Genomic DNA, 18,189 nt, shown 5'->3' on the forward strand with positions numbered 1-18,189 from the left:
CCTTTTGGGGGTGCCTGGCACCCCTCACCGTTGTTACACTTCTGTAACCTTGTTTCGGCTCTATCCCTTGGTATACTGCACTTCTCTTCCAGCACCCACTAAGCGGTGCCTGGCACCCCTCTCCGTTGTTACACTTCTGTAACCCTGTTTCGGCTCTACCCCTTGATATACTGCATTTCTCTTCCAGCACCCATTTTACGGTGCCTGGCACCCCTCACCGTTGTTACACTTCTGTAACCTTGTTCCGGCTCTATCCCTTGATATACTGCATTTCTCTTCCAGCACCCATTTTACGGTGCCTGGCACCACAGCGAGGATGTAATAAAAAAAGCACAAGGTTGTCCCCTGCACTTTTTAGTCCTCTTTTATTACTCTTCCACCGGCTGCTTTTTCAAGCCTGTTCATAATGGCCGTACCTACTCCCTTTTTAGGGAAAGTCACGCTAAACAACACATCTGCTTCTAGCTTGTCTGCCCTTCTAAGCGTATCATACAGCTTTGCTGCCACTTCCTTGATGTTGTCTTTTGAACCATAAGAAATCACGTGGTCCGCATGAATTTCATGAATAAGTTCATCCACTGTAATAACCCCTGCTTTTAAGCCTTCCTCCTCCACTTCTTTTATTTTTTCCTGTAGAAATGCAGAGGATCCTTCCACCAGGCTTAGAGGAGCATCCGGGGCGTAATGGCGATATTTCAAGCCGGGGGAACGAGGTACTTCATTATCACTGATAAGGGCAGGATCAACTTCAACGACTCCTGCAACCTTTTCCAGGTCTTCTCTGGTCACTCCGCCCGGGCGCAAAATCATTGGCACATCACGGGTGCAGTCTACCACTGTTGATTCCAGCCCGTATCCGGTTGGCCCGCCGTCTACAATTCCGGCAATACGGCCATCAAGATCATGCCTTACATGCTCTGCGGTCGTAGGACTTGGCCGGCCGGATCGGTTGGCGCTTGGAGCAGCTACAGGTACTCCGGCAGCTTTTATGACCGCTTGGGCTACAGGGTGGTCCGGCATCCGTACGGCAACTGTGGATAATCCCCCTGTGACTTTCTCAGAGACTTGTTCTGTTTTTGGTAAAATTAATGTCAAAGGACCAGGCCAGAAAGCATTCATGAACTTTTCAGCAATGAGTGGAATATGAGAAACCAACTCACTAAGCTGCTTTCTTTCACTAATATGTACAATCAATGGATTGTCACTAGGCCTTCCTTTGGCAAGAAAAATTTTATCAATAGCTTCTTCGCTGTTAGCATTTCCTCCCAGTCCATATACAGTTTCTGTGGGTAAGGCGACAACTTCTCCACAACTTATCCACACACCCGCTTTCTGAACGTTCTCATCTTCTTCTAAACTTATCCACTTATCCACAACCAATACCTCTGTTTGTTTATAATCCACGAACATCCGCTCCCGTTTCGAGGTCTTTTTTTCCTTATATTGTAGGGTTTCCTGGTTAAAAAAGTAAACTAAAAAAGTTACCCACATTAGGTGGATAACTTGTTGATAACTATAACCCACTCACTTCAGTATTTCCACAGGTTATCCTAGGATTGACCAAACCATTCTTTGAATTTTTCCACAAAGAAGAACGCGACTTCAGGTTCTTCTGTGGATAACTCACTGCCTGCTTGTTCCTTTTCTTCAGCTTTGTCTTCCTTACTGAAATCAAGGAAGCAAAGAGGAGGAAATAGAACACACCACCAATTTTCACCTTTGCCTTCTCCAAGTGTCACTACCAAGGCTTCATAGTCTCCTGCCGGATAAACTAAAGGACCGTATACGCGAGTTGGAAACTCTACATCCTTTCTCAGCTCTACTTCAAAAGGAATCGTTAAGTCTCTTGAATCTAAAACATTTTGAATCTCTTCTTCTATGACTGGAAGATGTTCATTGATTGCTTCTCTTGCTTTTCCTTTATTATCAAGACCCGTAACAATTTCTCTGATTTCTGCATTGACTTCATCACGAACTTCCCGCTTGACCAACTGATGCACTGGAGCATCACTGTGAGCAAGAATTCTAAGACGGATTGCATCATCAGGAATCACTTCTTCCCCTGCATTTACTGCCGCAAATTGCTGACCTTCCCAGTTTACTAACAAAATAAAAATAATAATAATAATATAAATAAAGACGTTTCGTTGCATGTGGGTTCACCAACCTTTCGTATTCACATTGTGGTCAGTGAACCCAGTTATTAAACTTAGAATTGTTCGACAATTATTGTGGTGAAGAGAGGGATACGTTCCTTGAGAGGTGCCAGGCACCCCTGCGCGCTGTAACATTTTTTCCCGCGCTATCCCTTGTGCCACAGCTCTTTCACGGTTTCTTGGGAGCGGTGCCTGGCACCTCTTCACGCTGTAACATTTCTTTCCGCGCTTTCCCTTGAGCCACAGCTCTTTCACGATTTCTTTTGTTACAACCTGGGAGCGGTGCCTGGCACCCTAGCGCGTTGTAACATTTTTTTCCGCGCTTTCCCTTGAGCCGCAGCTCTTTCACGATTTCTTATGTTACAACCTATGAGGGTGCCAGGCACCTTAACGTGGCACCCTTAGTGTAGATACACTTTGCAAAATACCATTCGGTCTTTTCCGTTGATGTCTTCACGTACAGTAACATCTATGTCAGACGCCTCAGAAAAAGCTTCCCGTAGTAAACGAGCGACTGTTTCTCCTTGTCCCGCCCCTACTTCAAAGGCGGCAAGGCCTGGTTTTTTTAGCACTTTTGGCAGATCAGCAGCCAGTCTCCTGTAGCAGACTAAGCCGTCTTCTCCAGCAAACAAGGCAGTCTCCGGCTCAAAATCCTTCACTACGGTATCAAGGGACTCTCTATCTTCTTCCGGGATATAAGGAGGGTTAGAGACGACGACATCGACTTTTTTGCCCTGTTGAACCAGGGGAGAAAGTAGATCTCCCTGCAGGAAGTGAACATCTGCTCCAAGCGCCCTCGCATTCGAAACTGCCACCTCTAAGGCCGGCTCTTCCACATCTATCGCTGTAACACTTATATGTTCTGCCTCCAGCGCAAGGCTGACAGCAATAGCCCCGCTTCCTGTACCGACATCCACTACTTCAAGTGAACTTCCTTCCTGTCGCCTTGGCCATGCTTTGATTTCCTGAAGCACGCCCTGAACCAGCTCTTCTGTTTCCGGACGAGGAATCAGGACCCGTTCATCCACCCTAAAGGAACGTCCGTAAAATTCTTCGTGTCCTATAAGGTGCTGTACTGGCACTCCTTCTCCGTGGCGCTTCACATCGGCCAGGAACCCGTCCCAGATTTTTTCAGGAAGCGGATCCCGGCGCTTCATGTGGAGTTGCGTCCAGCTTGCCCCCAAGTGGTGGCGCATGAGCCACTCCCCGCTTTTCGCTTCCCGTCCTTTTTTCTCCAAAAAAGACGAAGCCCAATACAGGGCTTCGTAAATGTAGTCAGGCTTTTTCATTATTCGCCCGCCTTTTCCATCATTTCTGCTTGTTCTTCCACAATAAGAGCATCTATGATTTCATGAAGATCTCCTTGCAGAATTTGATCAAGCTTTTGCACGGTCAGGCCAATACGGTGGTCTGTCACACGGCTTTGAGGAAAATTATACGTCCGAATTCTTTCGGAACGGTCACCCGTTCCCACAGCGGATTTCCGGTTTTCTGCGTACTCAGCCTGAGCCTCACGCTGAAACTTATCATAAATTCGAGCACGAAGAACCTTCATTGCTTTATCCTTATTTTTGATCTGGGATTTTTCATCCTGACAGGAAACAACAATGCCTGTTGGTTCATGGGTTAAACGGACCGCTGACATCGTCGTATTTACACTCTGTCCCCCTGGTCCGCTAGAAGCAAAGGTATCCACACGGATATCCTTTTCATGGACTTCCACTTCTACTTCTTCAGCTTCCGGAAGTACAGCCACTGTTGCCGTGGAGGTGTGAATTCTTCCTCCTGACTCTGTGGAGGGCACACGCTGCACCCTGTGAGCTCCATTTTCATACTTCATTTTCGAGTAGGCGCCTTCACCGTTAATCATAAAAATGATTTCCTTGTAGCCGCCAAGCTCCGTGGAGCTTGATTCAATCACTTCTGGCTTCCAGCCTTGCTGCTCGGCAAAACGAGAGTACATTTTGTAGAGGTCTCCGGCAAACAGAGCGGCTTCGTCCCCGCCCGCTGCACCCCGAATTTCCACGATAACGTTTTTATCGTCGTTTGGATCCTTTGGCAGAAGGAGAACTCTAAGCTTTTCTTCAAGCTCTTCTTTTTTCTCACTAAGCTCTGAAATCTCCATCTTTACCATTTCAACCATTTCGTCATCCAGGCTGTCTTCAAGCATGGATTTGGCATCGGCAAGCTGGGTAGAGACTTCTTTGTACGTCCGGTACGTTTGCACCGTTTCTTCGATATCTGACTGTTCCTTTGAATATTCTCGGAGTTTCTTGGAATCACTGATCACTTCTGGATCACTTAATAATTCATTTAAATGATCATAACGATCTTCTACTGATTGTAGACGTTCAAGCACAGGCTTTCACCTCATTTATGATTGCATAACATTCTAATTATATTATAGCAGGACTTTACAGTCAAAATGTATAGGCGATTATGAGTAGAACTCTTGTTTTTATATGTGAATTAAGGGAATCGTATAAATAAAAGCTGACTAGGAGGTACATAGCATGAAATTTGTTATTATTGGCGGCGATGCTGCTGGCATGAGTGCAGCGATGCAGATTGTCCGCAACCGCGAAAACCCTGACGTGACAGTTCTTGAAATGGGAAATATATATTCCTACGCACAATGCGGTCTCCCTTATGTAATCGGCGGCTCAGTAAAAGGGACCGATCAGTTGATCGCAAGAGACGTCACAACCTTTCGAGAAAAGTACGGGATTGATGCCCGCGTATTTCATCAGGTAACCCATGTGAATGCAGAGAAAAAGATCGTCTCAGGGACAAACCTGGAAAGCAATGAGACATTTGAAATTCCTTATGACCGGCTCCTGGTAGCAACAGGGGCCCGGCCGTTTCTGCCTCCCTGGAAAAATCATGACCTTCCCGGCATTCATACGTTAAAAACAATCCCTGACCTGGAATCAATCAAAAGTAATCTTGACCGTGTTAAACATGTCACCATTATTGGCGGCGGGTACATCGGCCTTGAAATGGCTGAAAATTTTCGAGAAACAGGACGGCAGGTACGAATGATTGAGCGTGGTAACCGGCTGGCAAAGATGTTTGATGAAGATATGGCAGAGCACATCCATAAGGAAGCGGAAGCAAACGGAATTGAAACCTGCTTTGAGGAATCAATAGAAGGCTTTGAAGGAAATGACCGTGTCGAAGCAGTGGTGACAAATAAAAACCGTTATGAAACAGATCTGGTCATTGCTGCAGTTGGGGTAAGACCAAACACTGATATGCTGAAAGGAACAGATGTGATTTTGGAAACAAACGGGGCGGTGAAAGTCAACTCCTACATGCAGACGAACGTGGATGATATTTATGCAGCAGGAGACTGCGCCACACAATACCACCGTATTAAACAAAAAGACGACTATATCCCATTGGGAACTCACGCCAACAAACAGGGGCGTGCAGCAGGATTAAACATGGTCAACAACCCGAAGGCATTCCAGGGTATTGTCGGAAGCTCTATTCTGAAATTTCACCGCCTCACTCTAGGAAGAACAGGCCTTTCTGAAAAAGAAGCGTCAGCTCTTCATTTCCCTTACGAAACTGTGACATATAAAGGCTCAGATATCGCCGGCTATTATGAGGATAAAAAACCGATTTATATTAAAATTTTATACCGCACAGATAACGATATGCTGATCGGCGGCCAGGTCATTGGAGAGTCCGGGGTGGACAAGCGGGTAGATGTTCTGGCCACTGCTCTTTTTCACCGTATGACAATCTCAGAATTTGAGGATCTTGACCTTTCCTATGCGCCTCCTTACAACGGGGTGTGGGATCCTCTTCAACAGGCTGTTCGCCGGGCTAAATAACACCGAGCATAAGTAATACCACTGCAGAAAAATAGTAACCCCAACCAAGGGGTTACAGCGTGCACCTCAAACAAAGCAACAAAACCACACCTTCCCCCCTTCTTTGCACCATTAGCGGACCCACCATCGAACACGATCCTTCAAAAAAAGGCTGCCCCCCTTTGGGGACAGCCTTCCATTCTTATTAGCCGTCATTCAATACGTGGACCTCTACATTATACCGAGGCGTGTTTTGTTCATACGCTGTTCTAAGCTCTTTCACTTTATTATCTCTCTCTTGTTTGCTCCACCCTTGATTTCCGTTCACGTAAACAGTGGCATGACTGCCGCCGTACAGGACATACAAAGGTGTAAAGCCATTTTCTCTGGCAATGTAATGCATGTTATCTGCATCATCGCCAATGTCGGGACGATCCGCATCCAGTGTGGTAAAGCTGGTTCCGTTATTGATTTCTCCCTGATTCAACGGATGATCAGAGTGGTCCTGAGGATTAATTGTTCTGTGATTAATCGGGCCTGGACCAAAAAGACCTGGTGTTATTTCCTGGGCGTTCCCATGCTCTTGGGTTCCTCCATGGCCACCCTGCGCCTCTGTTGCTCCGTCACCGGCTCCGCACCCTGCCGGCACAAGGATAGCTGCACAAAGAACACCTGTTAAAAGCTGCTTTTTCACTATTAACTCCCCCTTGCAGCAACACAGAGCTGCTGCAAGTATAGTCTTTCTCAAAAGCACAGCTTATACACTGGTAACCTGTTACTCCAGACCCTCCTCAGGTTTTTGAAGCTGACTTAGTAAAACAGCTTCTCCCAGAAACAGTATCTATTAGAGGACTTCATTTTGTAAAGTAAGTGAAGGCTCTGGTTTCCCTGGAACTTCGTGGCAGTGACGACATCTCGCTTCATATGCTTCATCAGCCCCCACTAGAATAATTTCATCTTCGTAATGAGCTGGTTCACCATCAATGAGGCGCTGCGTTCTTGAAGCAGGGGAACCGCAGTCCGGGCAAACCGCTTGCAGCTTAGTCACGTCTTCTGCCAAAGCCATCAGCCTCATCACCTGGGTAAATGGCTCTCCTCTAAAATCCTGGTCCAGACCGGCAAGAACCACCCTAATTCCACTGTCAGCAAGCTCCTGGGCGACTTCCACAATGTCAGCATCAAAAAATTGGGTTTCATCAATAGCGACCATTTGAATGTCTTCCTCAAGTCCGTCCAAAATATCTTTTGACCGAGCAACAGCAATTGCCCGCACCTTTGTGCCATTATGAGAAACAACTTCCTCTTCACTATAACGGTTATCCAAGGCAGGTTTAAACACCGCTACATTCAGCTTTCCAAACAAAGCCAGTCTGATTCTGCGGATCAGCTCCTCAGACTTTCCTGAAAACATACTTCCGCAAATGACCTCTATCCAGCCTTCCTTTCTCACCACGTACATTGCCTTCCCCCACCTTATATTTATTGGTTTACCTAGTGTACCCCAGTTTTCCCTGCGTTCAGTCTCTGAAAAAGAAGTGATCTCGTTTAACGCTTCTTATGTAAATGCTTTTCTGGATCTTTCCAAGCAAGCAGAGTGTATTAATTTGTTTGTGTTATCTTCTCCTGCACAAGCATCCTCGTCCTCAGACTCTTTCACGAGGTGTACGTGACATAAGAAGTCCGATTCTAAAGAAAGGTTCCTGCTTTCTGCACAAGCAACTGAATTCAAGCAATAAAAAAACAGGCAAGCGGCGTTCCCTTGCCTGTTACAAGCTTAACACACCACGAAGTAAAAATTACTTCATGTTGTATTTCTTCTTAAATTTATCAATTCTTCCACCAGCTTCAGCATTCTTCTGACGGCCAGTGTAGAATGGGTGGGAATCAGAGCTGATTTCCACTTTGATTAGAGGATAAGTGTTGCCGTCCTCCCACTCGATTGTTTCGCTTGATCCTTTAGTAGAACCAGTTAGAAACTTAAAACCAGTGCTTGTATCCATAAAAACAACTTCTCTGTATTCTGGATGAATAGCTTCTCTCATTTTTTTCACTCCTTCCGCCCTGAACTTATATATATCAGAGTCTTTGTTCACACATAAAAGAATTATATCAAGGTGTCTTTTTTTTTTCAACTCTTTTTAAAAATGCTGGCAAGGAAATTACCTTTACCTTAACTTTTTCCTGCTGCTACTCCCTTTGCTTTCTCTTTTTCCATCTCTTCAAAGAATTCATCATTCGTCTTTGTTTTCTTGATCCGCTTAATAAAGTGATCAACAAAATCTGGTGAATCGTTCATTGTTTTCCTGATTGCCCAAAGATTTTCAAGCTGTTCTTTTGAAACAAGCAGCTCTTCTTTCCGAGTGCTGGAGCGGCGGATATCAATAGATGGGAAGATTCGGCGTTCCGCAAGACGTCTGTCAAGGTGAAGCTCCATGTTTCCTGTTCCTTTAAATTCTTCATAAATAACATCATCCATACGGGAGCCTGTCTCCACAAGTGCTGTAGCCAAAATCGTTAAGCTTCCGCCTTCTTCAATGTTTCGCGCGGCTCCAAAGAAACGTTTAGGACGATGGAAGGCAGCCGGGTCAATCCCCCCGGAAAGAGTTCTTCCGCTTGGAGGGATCACAAGGTTATAGGCACGTGCAAGGCGAGTGATGCTGTCCATTAAAATGACAACGTCTTTCTTGTGCTCAACAAGGCGCATCGCTCTTTCAAGCACAAGTTCAGCAACTTTTATGTGGTTTTCCGGTACCTCATCAAAAGTGGAGCTGACAACATCTCCCTTAACAGAGCGCTCGATGTCAGTAACTTCCTCGGGACGTTCATCAATTAAAAGAACGATCAGTTCAGAATTAGGATGATTTTCGGCTATACTGTTTGCCACTTCCTTTAAGAGGGACGTTTTCCCTGCTTTTGGAGGAGCCACAATGAGACCACGCTGCCCGAAGCCGACAGGTGTAATTAAATCAATAATGCGGGCAGAAATTCTTCCCGGTTTGGTTTCAAGAGTCATTTTTTCCTGAGGATACAGAGGAGTTAAAGCTGGAAAATATGGACGTTCTTTCGCTGTATCAGGATCTTCACCGTTTACCGCATTTACTTGCAGGAGGCCGTGATACCTTTCCGTATCCTTTGGCGGCCGCACTTTCCCTGACACCTTGTCCCCGTTTCGCAAATCAAAACGGCGGATCTGGGAAGCGGAAATATATATATCCTCAGAGCTTGGCAGGTAATTGATCGGACGAAGGAAACCATAGCCTTCGGATTGAATAATTTCAAGTACGCCTTCCATGAACATAAAGCCGTCTTTTTCTGCCTGTCCTTTTAAAATGGCAAAAATAAGTTCTTTTTTAGTCAGCTTGCTATAGTAAGAGACATTATATTCCCTGGCTAAACCGTATAATTCACGGAGTGTCATACTTTCTAATTGACCTAAATTTACATTCAAAGATGTCACCACTTTTCTACATATTTGTACTGCTTTTATCTACCAAATAAACCTCTATAACACAATCTGCTTTTCAATAGAGTTTTGGAAATGTCTCAATGGAGAGGGGTAGAAATTCATTTACCTGTTTGGTTATTTCATTTATTTCCTGTTATGGACATAAGAGGTGTAAACGAAGAGAATAATAGGAAGAAAGAAGTCTTCACTTGATTAGTAAAGTCTTATTTATTGTAAACGGAATCATCGGCTTCTTCAAGAGGAAAGAAAGGAAAAGAATGCCGAAAGCCGTCTAAGGCCTCCGACATTCCCGTATTTAAGGTTTAAGGACGGATCACAAAATCTGGTTTCTTTTTCACGTTATGCTTTCCATCGACAAAACGAACTGTTCCTGAACGGGCGCGCATAACAAGAGACTGAGTCGTTGCTTTGACCCCTTTGTAATGAACTCCTTTTAACAGCTCTCCGTCGGTCACGCCTGTTGCTGCAAAAATACAATCATCACCGCCGACAAGGTCCTCCATCATGAGTACTTTGTTGACATCTTCAATTCCCATTTTCTTACAGCGTTCAAGCTCCTCGTCATTTTGCGGGAGAAGCCTTCCTTGATGTTCGCCGCCTAAGCATTTCAGTCCGACTGCCGCAAGAACTCCTTCAGGAGCTCCACCGGAACCCAGCATAATATCCACACCAGTTTCATCAAAAGCCGTATTAATTGCCCCGGCTACATCTCCGTCATGAATAAGCTTGATTCGTGCTCCTGCGTCACGTACTTCCTGAATAATTTTCTTATGTCTATCCCGGTCGAGGATCGTAACAACCACGTCCTCTACATCTTTTCCTTTTGCCTGGGCCACTGCTTTTAAGTTATCAATGACAGGAGCATCAAGGCTTACTTTCCCAACAGCTTCAGGTCCGACAGCAATCTTTTCCATGTACATGTCAGGGGCATGGAGCAGGTTGCCGTGATCAGCAACAGCGATGACTGCAAGTGCATTCCAGAGACCTGCAGCAACAATGTTGGTTCCTTCAAGAGGGTCTACTGCTACATCAACACGCGGCCCAAATCCTGTCCCGAGCTTTTCCCCAATATAAAGCATAGGGGCTTCATCCATTTCCCCTTCCCCGATAACCACTGTTCCTTTCATCGGGATCGTATCGAATACATCTCTCATGGAGCTTGTGGCTGCATCATCAGCTTCTTCTTTTTTCCCTCTTCCCATCCACCGGGCAGATGCAAGCGCTGCTGCTTCAGTAACACGAACTAATTCCATTGACAAACTTCTTTCCATAGCGATTCCTCTCCTTTTCCCACACAATTTCTTTCTGATCAATTTGTATGTAAAATCTTCTCTTTATTTATTCGCCGCTTGTTGCCTTTTCCCCTGTTAAAAAAGCGAAGGAAGAAGAATGGCCCTTTATGGCTCTACTTTATGCTCTTCCTGTTTCATGTGAAACGCTTCGCCTTGCTCGCTTCTATAAACAGAGAAGGCCTCTTTTCAGAGGACCTGTCTCTTTTTTTTCGGCTTATTATGAGCTTTTGACCTGCTCTGCTTCTTCTTCTGTCAGTCCTTCTCTCCATACCTTGGCGCCCAGGGAGAGGAGTTTTGATTCCAAATCTTCATACCCTCTGTCAATATGCTCAAGCCCTGTTATTTCCGTTACCCCTTCAGCCATAAGGCCGGCAATGACCAGGGCCGCTCCCGCACGAAGGTCGCTTGCCTTAACCCGGGCTCCTTGCAGGCGGGTTTTTCCGTTAATTAATGCAGAACGGCCCTCCACCTTAATGTCAGCGCCCATTCTCCGCAGTTCATCAACATGCTTAAAGCGCGCATTATAAATCGTATCCGTTACAATGCTGGTGCCTTGAGCCTTTGTTAAAAGAGAAGTAATGGGCTGCTGGAGGTCCGTGGGAAATCCCGGGTGAACAAGTGTTTTAATATCTACACTTTTCAACTTAGGGGAAGAACGGATTAACAGCTGGTCGTCGCCTACGTCGATTTGGACGCCCATTTCCCTAAGCTTGGCAATTAAGGATTCTAAATGATCCGGAATCACATTATCAATGATGACCTCGCTGCCTTTTGCTGCCGCCGCAATGATGTAGGTCCCTGCTTCTATCCGGTCTGGAATAATAGGATGGGCACAGCCATGAAGGCTTTCCACACCATCAATGCGGATCACATTCGTACCGGCTCCTTTGATCCTGGCCCCCATGCTTGTAAGCAATGTAGCCACATCAATAATCTCAGGTTCTTTTGCAGCGTTTTCAATAATCGTCCTGCCTTCAGCCCTGACAGCAGCAAGCATAATATTAATTGTCGCTCCTACACTGACAACGTCAAGGTAAATCCTAGCTCCCGTCAGTTTATCTGCCCGCAGGTATATAGCCCCATGCTCATTGGTTACTCTTGCGCCTAATGCTTCAAAGCCTTTGATGTGCTGGTCAATAGGACGAGGACCCAGGTTACAGCCCCCCGGAAGCCCTATCGCTGCTCTTTTAAATTTACCCAGCATAGCTCCCATCATATAATAAGAAGCTCTGAGCCGCTTCACCCGTCCATTAGGAAGCGGCATAGGAATCACACCGGCCGGGTTCACTGTCATTACCTGATTTTCATAGGACACATCAGCCCCGATATCTTCTAAAAGGTCAGCTAGTATTTCCACATCCGAGATTCGAGGGAGGTTATCAATCTTTACCGTAGAGTCAGCCAGGATAGCTGCAGGAATCAATGCAACAGCACTATTTTTCGCACCGCTTATATGTATTTTCCCGTTTAAAGGATATCCTCCCTCAACCATCAACTTCTCCATGTATGCTCACTTCCTCATAAATATTCTAGTTGCAGGCCGCCGTTTATACGAACTCTTTATTTTCTTTTTTTACCTAGTATTGACAACCATACCATGTAAAAGACAGGAACAACTACAACTTTCCAGAAAAATTTAAACGAAGGCGCCCTGCCCTTGAAAGGAAAGCAGCTGGAGAAAGGGTTTCGGCTATTTCTGCTGCTTTTCCCAGTCAGCTAAGAACTTCTCAATGCCCTGATCCGTAAGGGGATGCTGTGCGAGCTGAGAAATGACTTTCAACGGCACTGTTGAAATGTGTGCTCCTCTGGCTGCAGCTTCAGAAACGTGTAACGGGTGACGCACAGAGGCCGCTATAATCTGGGTTTCAATTCCGTGCAAATCGAAAATTTCTGAAATCTGACTAATTAAATCAAGCCCATTATGGCCAATATCATCAAGCCGGCCAAGAAAAGGTGACACATACGTAGCTCCGGCTCTGGCAGCAAGAAGCGCCTGCACAGACGAAAATACAAGCGTTACATTTGTCTTAATTCCTTCGTCCGAAAATGTTTTAACCGCTTTCAAACCTTCCATTGTCATTGGAACCTTTACAGTGATGTTTGGAGCAATCGCAGCAAGCTCCCGGCCTTCCTTAATCATCCCTTCCGCTTCAAGGGAAATTACTTCCGCACTTACAGATCCTTTTACAATTTCAGTAATTTGGCGGAGACGGTCATGAAAATCGATGCCTTCTTTTGCTACTAAGCTGGGATTCGTTGTTACTCCGTCCAAAACTCCAAGCTCATGAGCTTCTTTAATCTCTTCTAAGTTAGCTGTATCAATAAAAAATCTCATTACGTTTTCCCCCATTTTCTCAATGTACTTCTCTTTGTACAGAAGTCTGCAGGGGCACTGGGGCCCCTGCCAGACAAACTGTCAATCAAGCATGCTCTTTGTCAATTACGCTTTGTTGGAAGATCCAAACTCACGCATTTTGCCTTTGACGGTTTCTTTAATGGCATCACGAGCCGGCCCCATGTATTTACGAGGATCATACAGCTCAGGCTTCTCATCCAATACTTCACGCACAGCTTTGGCGGAAGCAATTTGGCTTTCGGTGTTTACGTTGATCTTGGCATGGCCGTAACCGATCGCTTTTTGGATGTCTTTTGTCGGGATGCCTGTCCCGCCGTGAAGCACGAGAGGAACTCCTACAAGCCCGGAAATCTTCTTCATATGGTCAAACCCAAGGTTCGGCTCGCCTTTGTATGGCCCGTGTACAGATCCCAGAGCAGGAGCAAAGCAATCGACATTTGTTTCACGGACAAGCTCTTCGCACTCTTCCGGAATCGCATACGCTGCTTCCGCATCATCAACGATGAGGTCATCTTCCTGCCCGCCAATGCGGCCGAGCTCAGCTTCTACAGAAACTCCAACAGCATGAGCAACATCAACCACACGCTTTGTCAGCGCGATGTTTTCAGCAAGCGGGTAGTGGGAGCCATCGATCATGACAGACGTAAATCCTGCGTGGATCGCTTCCACACACTTTTCAAAGCTTGACCCATGGTCAAGGTGAATTGCCACAGGGACAGTCACGTTATAGGCTTCCATCAGGGTTTTCACCATGTCAACAACAGGCTTAAATCCGCCCATGTAACGAGCTGCTCCCTCGGACACACCGCAGATCAGCGGGGATTGCTCCTCCTCTGCAGCTTGCAGGATCGCTTGAGTAAACTCAAGGTTATTCAGGTTATACTGGCCGACAGCATACCCTTCTGCTTTTGCTTTATCAAGCATTTCTTTCATTGATACCAAAGGCATGACAAAATCCTCCTTATAAACATTGAGAAATTAGGATGTCTTTTCTAATGGAGCGCAAACAGGGACACGCCCTTTCATGTACAGACATTCCAGGACGGGTTCATTCAATATGAGGAAAGTGCCTATATGTATGAGGGCGGTGCATGTGGGTCTCCATTAACATCTTTGGTTATTATACCACATGACTAGGGATTTTCATCCTTATAAGGCTGAAAGAATCTCACCGCCTGTCAATCTCCTCAGGAAGAAGGTAAATATTCCTTTATCGATTCTCTCAGTTCTTCAATATCAAAAGGTTTGGCGATGTGCGTCAGCGCACCGAGACTTTTGGCATCCTGAATCATGCTCAGCTCCCCGTAAGCAGTCATCATCACCACACGTATGCTCTGGTCTTTTTCTTTGAGACGCCTTAATATTTCAATGCCATCCATCCCCGGGATTTTCATATCTAAAAGAACAAGGTCCGGCTTCTCTTTTTCGGCCAGTTCAAGTGCCTGCATGCCGTTTGCGGCCTGGAACACTTCATACCCGTCTTTATGCAGTATTTCTTTTAACAATACTCGAATACCGTATTGATCATCGACGATAAGTATTTTTGGCATACTTTATCTCTCCTTTTACTAGGTTTTTAATCATTCGTCGACTGCATCTACTCTCTCCCTTTTCCCCTTTAAATATAATTCCACTTATTTGACAAATTACCTTTTTATTTTCAAATAAACTTTCCCCTGTTTTCATTTCTACCTCTTTCCGGCACAATATAACTCATAACTCATAGGAGGATTTGATGTATGTTAAAAATCTTTTCAACACAGCTTCAAGGCTTATTTCGAAAAATAACCGATCAGCAGGAGGAAGCACTCGAAAACAGCGCGAGACTGCTGGCACAAGCCTTAGCAGGCGAAGGAAATATTTATATATTTGCTACCGAGAAAATGAAAGGAGTTGCACACTCGGCCCTTTACAGCCAAGATGCTCCTGAATCGACAGCTCTCTTTCCCGAAAAAGAAAATCTGTCTCCTTCTGATCGTGTGCTGATTATTAGCGAGAGTGACAGCAATCCTGAAGCCATGAATATTTTAGAAGCATGCCAGAACGTGAACGTTCCGGTAGTCAGTATCTCACCGCTTACCACTCAAGAGGGCGCATTGGAACAAAGCAGCGACTTTCATATTAATACGTTTGCCCAAGGGGGAGTCGTCCCCGATGATGCCGGAAACCGGACCGGTCATCCAGAACATCTCGTTTCCCTCTTTGCAGTTTTGTCCTTGTTTCTGACACTCCATGAAATGCTTCTGGAATTAGAGTAAGGCAGGTAGAATAGAAGCTTTGCAGGTGATATGGCCACAACAGCTATGCAAAAAGCCCGCTCCATGCTCCTAAGCACGGAAATCGGGCTTTTCTCATTATTTCTTGTTTTCAAGAGAAGCTTTAATAAATTCACGGAACAATGGCTGCGGGCGCGTAGGCCTTGAGGCAAACTCCGGGTGAAATTGAGAAGCAACAAAGTAAGGATGATCCTTAATCTCTACGATCTCCACAAGTCGTCCATCCGGACTGGTCCCGCTAAATACAAACCCTGCTTTTTCAAGCGTGTCCCGATAAGAATTGTTAAATTCGTAGCGATGACGGTGGCGTTCATACACAATTTCTTCCCCGTAAGCTCCTTTTGCATGAGAACCTTCAGTGAACTTACAAGGATACAGCCCAAGACGAAGCGTCCCTCCCATATCTTCTACATCTTTCTGCTCTGGGAGAAGGTCAATGACTGGATGCTCAGTGTCCGGATCAATTTCTGCTGAATGAGCTCCTTCAAGGCCGGCAACATGGCGGGCAAATTCCACAGATGCAAGCTGCATTCCTAAGCAGATGCCCAGAAAAGGAACGGACTGTTCACGAGCATATTTAATTGCTGAGATTTTCCCTTCAATACCACGGTCACCGAAGCCGCCTGGCACAATGATTCCATCTGCATCCTGAAGATGCTCCTTCACGTTTTCCTCTGTCAGTGCTTCTGAATCAACCCAGCGAATGTCTATGTCCGCATCGAAATTGTAGCCTGCATGCTTCAAGGATTCAGCTACAGACAAATAAGCATCCGGCAGTGAAACATATTTTCCGACCAGGGCAATCGTTGTTTTTTCAGAAAGGTTCTGCACTCTGTTAACAAGAGCCTTCCATTCTGTCATATCCGCTTCCTGACAATCCAGGTTTAAATACTGACAAGTCAGCTGATCAAGCTTCTGTTCCTGCAGGTCAAGAGGTACCTGATACAGCGTGTCGGCATCACGGGCTTCAATAACTGCTTCTTTATTAATGTCACAGAAAAGAGCAATCTTTTCTTTCATGTCTTGAGGCACAGGCTTTTCTGTACGCACCACAATAACGTTAGGCTGAATGCCAAGGCTTCTTAATTCCTTAACACTGTGCTGGGTCGGCTTAGACTTCATCTCTCCGGCTGCTGCAAGATAAGGAATTAATGTACAGTGGATGTACATTACATTTTCCACGCCTACGTCACTTTTAATTTGGCGAATGGCTTCCAGGAAAGGAAGACTTTCGATGTCCCCTACTGTTCCGCCAATTTCAGTGATTACAACATCTGAATTTGTTTCCCGGCCCGCACGATAAATTCTTTCTTTTAATTCATTGGTAATGTGTGGAATAACCTGTACGGTTCCTCCTAAGTAGTCGCCGCGGCGTTCTTTGCGGATGACAGATGAATAGACTTTTCCAGTGGTCACATTGCTGTTTCTATTTAAATTAATGTCGATAAAGCGTTCATAGTGACCAAGGTCCAGATCTGTTTCGGCTCCATCTTGGGTCACAAACACTTCTCCATGCTGATACGGACTCATTGTTCCTGGATCCACATTGATGTAGGGATCGAATTTTTGTATGGTAACGTTTAATCCTCTATTTTTTAATAAGCGGCCTAAAGATGCAGCTGTAATTCCTTTTCCTAAAGAAGAAACAACGCCTCCGGTTACAAAAATATATTTAGTTGACATGCTTTCATCTACTCCTTTTTCAAAATAAGTCCGTTAGCAGTGAGAGGGCTTTTCCTGCAAGCCCCGGGCCATTCCTGCATTTTTCTATGGCCGCAAATATATATACTTAATTCTGTTCTTGTACATGGGGGGTTACGATACTTCCTGCCAGTCTGCTGCCTTTTAAAAAAGGCCCTGTTTTCATTTTTACTTAAAAGCAAAATTTATATCCCCGGCATTGTATTGGTAATAAAAAAAACAAAAGTGACACCTCACCCATAGGAGGGGCGCACTTTTGTTTTAGTATCAAATTTCATCTTTTGCAAAATGTAATTTTTTAACCTTTTAAAGCCCAAAAATGATTTTACCGAGCGCCCTTTTAAAAGTCAAGAGCGGAAAAATAGAACCAATGAACTTTATTTTGCAAGCGTTACTTTTCTCAGCTGAACTGTCTTTGTACCTGGGTGTTCATAAGAATCAGGTCAACAAAAAAACTTAGTCTTCATCTCCGTCTTTGTGAGGGTACGGCTCTTCGCCTTCATCCTCAAAACGGCCGCCAAGATCGTCATCTTCGTCAAGATCAACGTCGCCGCTTTCACTGTGAGAAAGCTCGTCCAGCTCATCTTCAAGATCTTCAAGACCTTCATCATAATCCTCGAAATGATCAAAGCCGTCTTCGTGAGCTTTTCCTTTTCCGGAATCAGTCACTGTGTGGCTAAGGTCTTCATCTGTTTTATCAACAGGATACCATGCTTTGAGTCCCCAGTGGTTTTCTCCAAGGTGGACAAAGCGTCCATCCAGGTTCATTGAAGTAAAAACTTTCGTCCGGCGCAATGCCTTCTCTTCTTCATTTAATCCTTTTACTTTTGCAATGGTGTCAATTAACTGAAGATAAGGGTAAGGTTTCTTTTCTTGCTCCAGTAACATGTGAGCCACTTCCACCGCTGCCATTTCTTCTACTTCTTCACGGGAATAATCGCGGATGCTCATGGAACAACACTTCCTTTCCAATTGTTTTTCAGCCTTGCGGCTCATGCTCTTTCTTTCATGGTTTGAAAGGAAGAACTATTTAGAACTCTCTATGAGTGACCTTCCCCGCTTGAGGCTGATCACTGATTGGAAATTCCCTTGCATGAAAAGGGAGTAAACCGTTAAAATCA

Annotated in this window: 17 protein-coding genes; 2 read left to right on the top strand and 15 right to left on the bottom strand. The window is 45.2% G+C overall.

What is annotated here, in order from left to right; genetic code table 11:
• Positions 1-354 precede the first annotated feature (354 nt).
• The 4 genes from CEF17_RS15930 to prfA all read right to left on the bottom strand — a co-directional run bounded on the left by CEF17_RS15930 (position 355) and on the right by prfA (position 4,515).
• Positions 355-1,410, bottom strand: coding sequence for an L-threonylcarbamoyladenylate synthase (locus CEF17_RS15930; protein ID WP_100400943.1), 1,056 nt, complete (start codon positions 1,408-1,410; stop codon positions 355-357).
• Positions 1,411-1,550: 140 nt separating this feature from the next.
• Entirely contained in the window at positions 1,551-2,153 is a 603-nt protein-coding gene (spoIIR, locus tag CEF17_RS15935) for a stage II sporulation protein R (RefSeq protein WP_100400399.1), read from the bottom strand.
• A gap of 404 nt (positions 2,154-2,557) precedes the next feature.
• Complete coding sequence (gene prmC / locus CEF17_RS15940) at positions 2,558-3,445, bottom strand: peptide chain release factor N(5)-glutamine methyltransferase (RefSeq protein ID WP_100400400.1); 888 nt, start codon at positions 3,443-3,445, stop codon at positions 2,558-2,560.
• Positions 3,445-4,515, bottom strand: a complete 1,071-nt coding sequence (prfA, locus tag CEF17_RS15945) for a peptide chain release factor 1 (RefSeq protein ID WP_100400401.1) — start codon at positions 4,513-4,515, stop codon at positions 3,445-3,447. Before prfA ends, prmC begins: the two co-directional genes overlap by 1 nt.
• A gap of 154 nt (positions 4,516-4,669) precedes the next feature.
• On the opposite strand from prfA, the gene CEF17_RS15950 reads away from it, so the two are divergent.
• Positions 4,670-5,998 carry an FAD-dependent oxidoreductase gene (locus CEF17_RS15950; protein WP_100400402.1) on the top strand — a complete coding sequence of 443 codons (1,329 nt, stop codon included), beginning with the start codon at positions 4,670-4,672 and terminating at the stop codon, positions 5,996-5,998.
• A gap of 184 nt (positions 5,999-6,182) precedes the next feature.
• Here CEF17_RS15950 and CEF17_RS15955 read toward each other — a convergent pair whose 3' ends face one another.
• The 9 genes from CEF17_RS15955 to CEF17_RS15995 form a co-directional block, all read right to left on the bottom strand.
• Entirely contained in the window at positions 6,183-6,671 is a 489-nt protein-coding gene (locus CEF17_RS15955; protein ID WP_100400403.1) for a hypothetical protein, read from the bottom strand.
• Positions 6,672-6,821: 150 nt separating this feature from the next.
• Positions 6,822-7,436 (bottom strand): thymidine kinase, encoded by a 615-nt coding sequence (locus CEF17_RS15960; protein WP_100400404.1) that lies wholly within the window; start codon positions 7,434-7,436, stop codon positions 6,822-6,824.
• Positions 7,437-7,773: 337 nt separating this feature from the next.
• Positions 7,774-8,019 carry a type B 50S ribosomal protein L31 gene (locus CEF17_RS15965; protein ID WP_054637055.1) on the bottom strand — a complete coding sequence of 82 codons (246 nt, stop codon included), beginning with the start codon at positions 8,017-8,019 and terminating at the stop codon, positions 7,774-7,776.
• A gap of 128 nt (positions 8,020-8,147) precedes the next feature.
• The gene (gene rho, locus CEF17_RS15970; protein ID WP_232725597.1) at positions 8,148-9,395 is read right to left on the bottom strand and encodes a transcription termination factor Rho; all 1,248 of its coding nucleotides are present in this window, start codon (positions 9,393-9,395) and stop codon (positions 8,148-8,150) included.
• Between the two features lie 350 nt (positions 9,396-9,745).
• Positions 9,746-10,714, bottom strand: coding sequence for a class II fructose-bisphosphatase (glpX, locus tag CEF17_RS15975; protein ID WP_100400406.1), 969 nt, complete (start codon positions 10,712-10,714; stop codon positions 9,746-9,748).
• 238 nt (positions 10,715-10,952) lie between these two features.
• The gene (locus CEF17_RS15980; protein ID WP_100400407.1) at positions 10,953-12,239 is read right to left on the bottom strand and encodes a UDP-N-acetylglucosamine 1-carboxyvinyltransferase; all 1,287 of its coding nucleotides are present in this window, start codon (positions 12,237-12,239) and stop codon (positions 10,953-10,955) included.
• Between the two features lie 186 nt (positions 12,240-12,425).
• A complete protein-coding gene (gene fsa, locus CEF17_RS15985; RefSeq protein ID WP_100400408.1) occupies positions 12,426-13,070 on the bottom strand; it encodes a fructose-6-phosphate aldolase in 645 nt (214 codons plus the stop codon).
• Positions 13,071-13,175: 105 nt separating this feature from the next.
• Entirely contained in the window at positions 13,176-14,039 is an 864-nt protein-coding gene (gene fba, locus CEF17_RS15990) for a class II fructose-1,6-bisphosphate aldolase (RefSeq protein WP_054637054.1), read from the bottom strand.
• A 239-nt stretch (positions 14,040-14,278) separates the two neighbouring features.
• Positions 14,279-14,641: a response regulator gene (locus CEF17_RS15995; RefSeq protein WP_100400409.1), complete on the bottom strand. Its 363-nt coding sequence runs from the start codon at positions 14,639-14,641 to the stop codon at positions 14,279-14,281.
• A 189-nt stretch (positions 14,642-14,830) separates the two neighbouring features.
• On the opposite strand from CEF17_RS15995, the gene CEF17_RS16000 reads away from it, so the two are divergent.
• Positions 14,831-15,349 carry a DUF2529 family protein gene (locus tag CEF17_RS16000; RefSeq protein ID WP_100400410.1) on the top strand — a complete coding sequence of 173 codons (519 nt, stop codon included), beginning with the start codon at positions 14,831-14,833 and terminating at the stop codon, positions 15,347-15,349.
• A 96-nt stretch (positions 15,350-15,445) separates the two neighbouring features.
• Here CEF17_RS16000 and CEF17_RS16005 read toward each other — a convergent pair whose 3' ends face one another.
• Positions 15,446-17,050, bottom strand: coding sequence for a CTP synthase (locus tag CEF17_RS16005; protein WP_100400411.1), 1,605 nt, complete (start codon positions 17,048-17,050; stop codon positions 15,446-15,448).
• Positions 17,051-17,524: 474 nt separating this feature from the next.
• Complete coding sequence (gene rpoE / locus CEF17_RS16010; protein WP_157843066.1) at positions 17,525-18,019, bottom strand: DNA-directed RNA polymerase subunit delta; 495 nt, start codon at positions 18,017-18,019, stop codon at positions 17,525-17,527.
• Positions 18,020-18,189: the final 170 nt, after the last annotated feature.

Source organism: Bacillus sp. FJAT-44742 (assembly GCF_002797315.1).
Lineage (GTDB): Bacteria > Bacillota > Bacilli > Bacillales > Marinococcaceae > Thalassorhabdus > Thalassorhabdus alkalitolerans.

Coding starts and splice junctions, on each gene's coding strand:
- CEF17_RS15930 (WP_100400943.1), bottom strand. CDS start 1,410: ATGTTCGTGGATTATAAACAAACAGAGGTATTGGTTGTGGATAAGTGG.
- spoIIR (WP_100400399.1), bottom strand. CDS start 2,153: ATGCAACGAAACGTCTTTATTTATATTATTATTATTATTTTTATTTTG.
- prmC (WP_100400400.1), bottom strand. CDS start 3,445: ATGAAAAAGCCTGACTACATTTACGAAGCCCTGTATTGGGCTTCGTCT.
- CEF17_RS15950 (WP_100400402.1), top strand. CDS start 4,670: ATGAAATTTGTTATTATTGGCGGCGATGCTGCTGGCATGAGTGCAGCG.
- CEF17_RS15960 (WP_100400404.1), bottom strand. CDS start 7,436: ATGTACGTGGTGAGAAAGGAAGGCTGGATAGAGGTCATTTGCGGAAGT.
- CEF17_RS15965 (WP_054637055.1), bottom strand. CDS start 8,019: ATGAGAGAAGCTATTCATCCAGAATACAGAGAAGTTGTTTTTATGGAT.
- rho (WP_232725597.1), bottom strand. CDS start 9,395: ATGACACTCCGTGAATTATACGGTTTAGCCAGGGAATATAATGTCTCT.
- glpX (WP_100400406.1), bottom strand. CDS start 10,714: ATGGAAAGAAGTTTGTCAATGGAATTAGTTCGTGTTACTGAAGCAGCA.
- CEF17_RS15980 (WP_100400407.1), bottom strand. CDS start 12,239: ATGGAGAAGTTGATGGTTGAGGGAGGATATCCTTTAAACGGGAAAATA.
- fsa (WP_100400408.1), bottom strand. CDS start 13,070: ATGAGATTTTTTATTGATACAGCTAACTTAGAAGAGATTAAAGAAGCT.
- fba (WP_054637054.1), bottom strand. CDS start 14,039: ATGCCTTTGGTATCAATGAAAGAAATGCTTGATAAAGCAAAAGCAGAA.
- CEF17_RS15995 (WP_100400409.1), bottom strand. CDS start 14,641: ATGCCAAAAATACTTATCGTCGATGATCAATACGGTATTCGAGTATTG.
- CEF17_RS16000 (WP_100400410.1), top strand. CDS start 14,831: ATGTTAAAAATCTTTTCAACACAGCTTCAAGGCTTATTTCGAAAAATA.
- CEF17_RS16005 (WP_100400411.1), bottom strand. CDS start 17,050: ATGTCAACTAAATATATTTTTGTAACCGGAGGCGTTGTTTCTTCTTTA.
- rpoE (WP_157843066.1), bottom strand. CDS start 18,019: ATGAGCATCCGCGATTATTCCCGTGAAGAAGTAGAAGAAATGGCAGCG.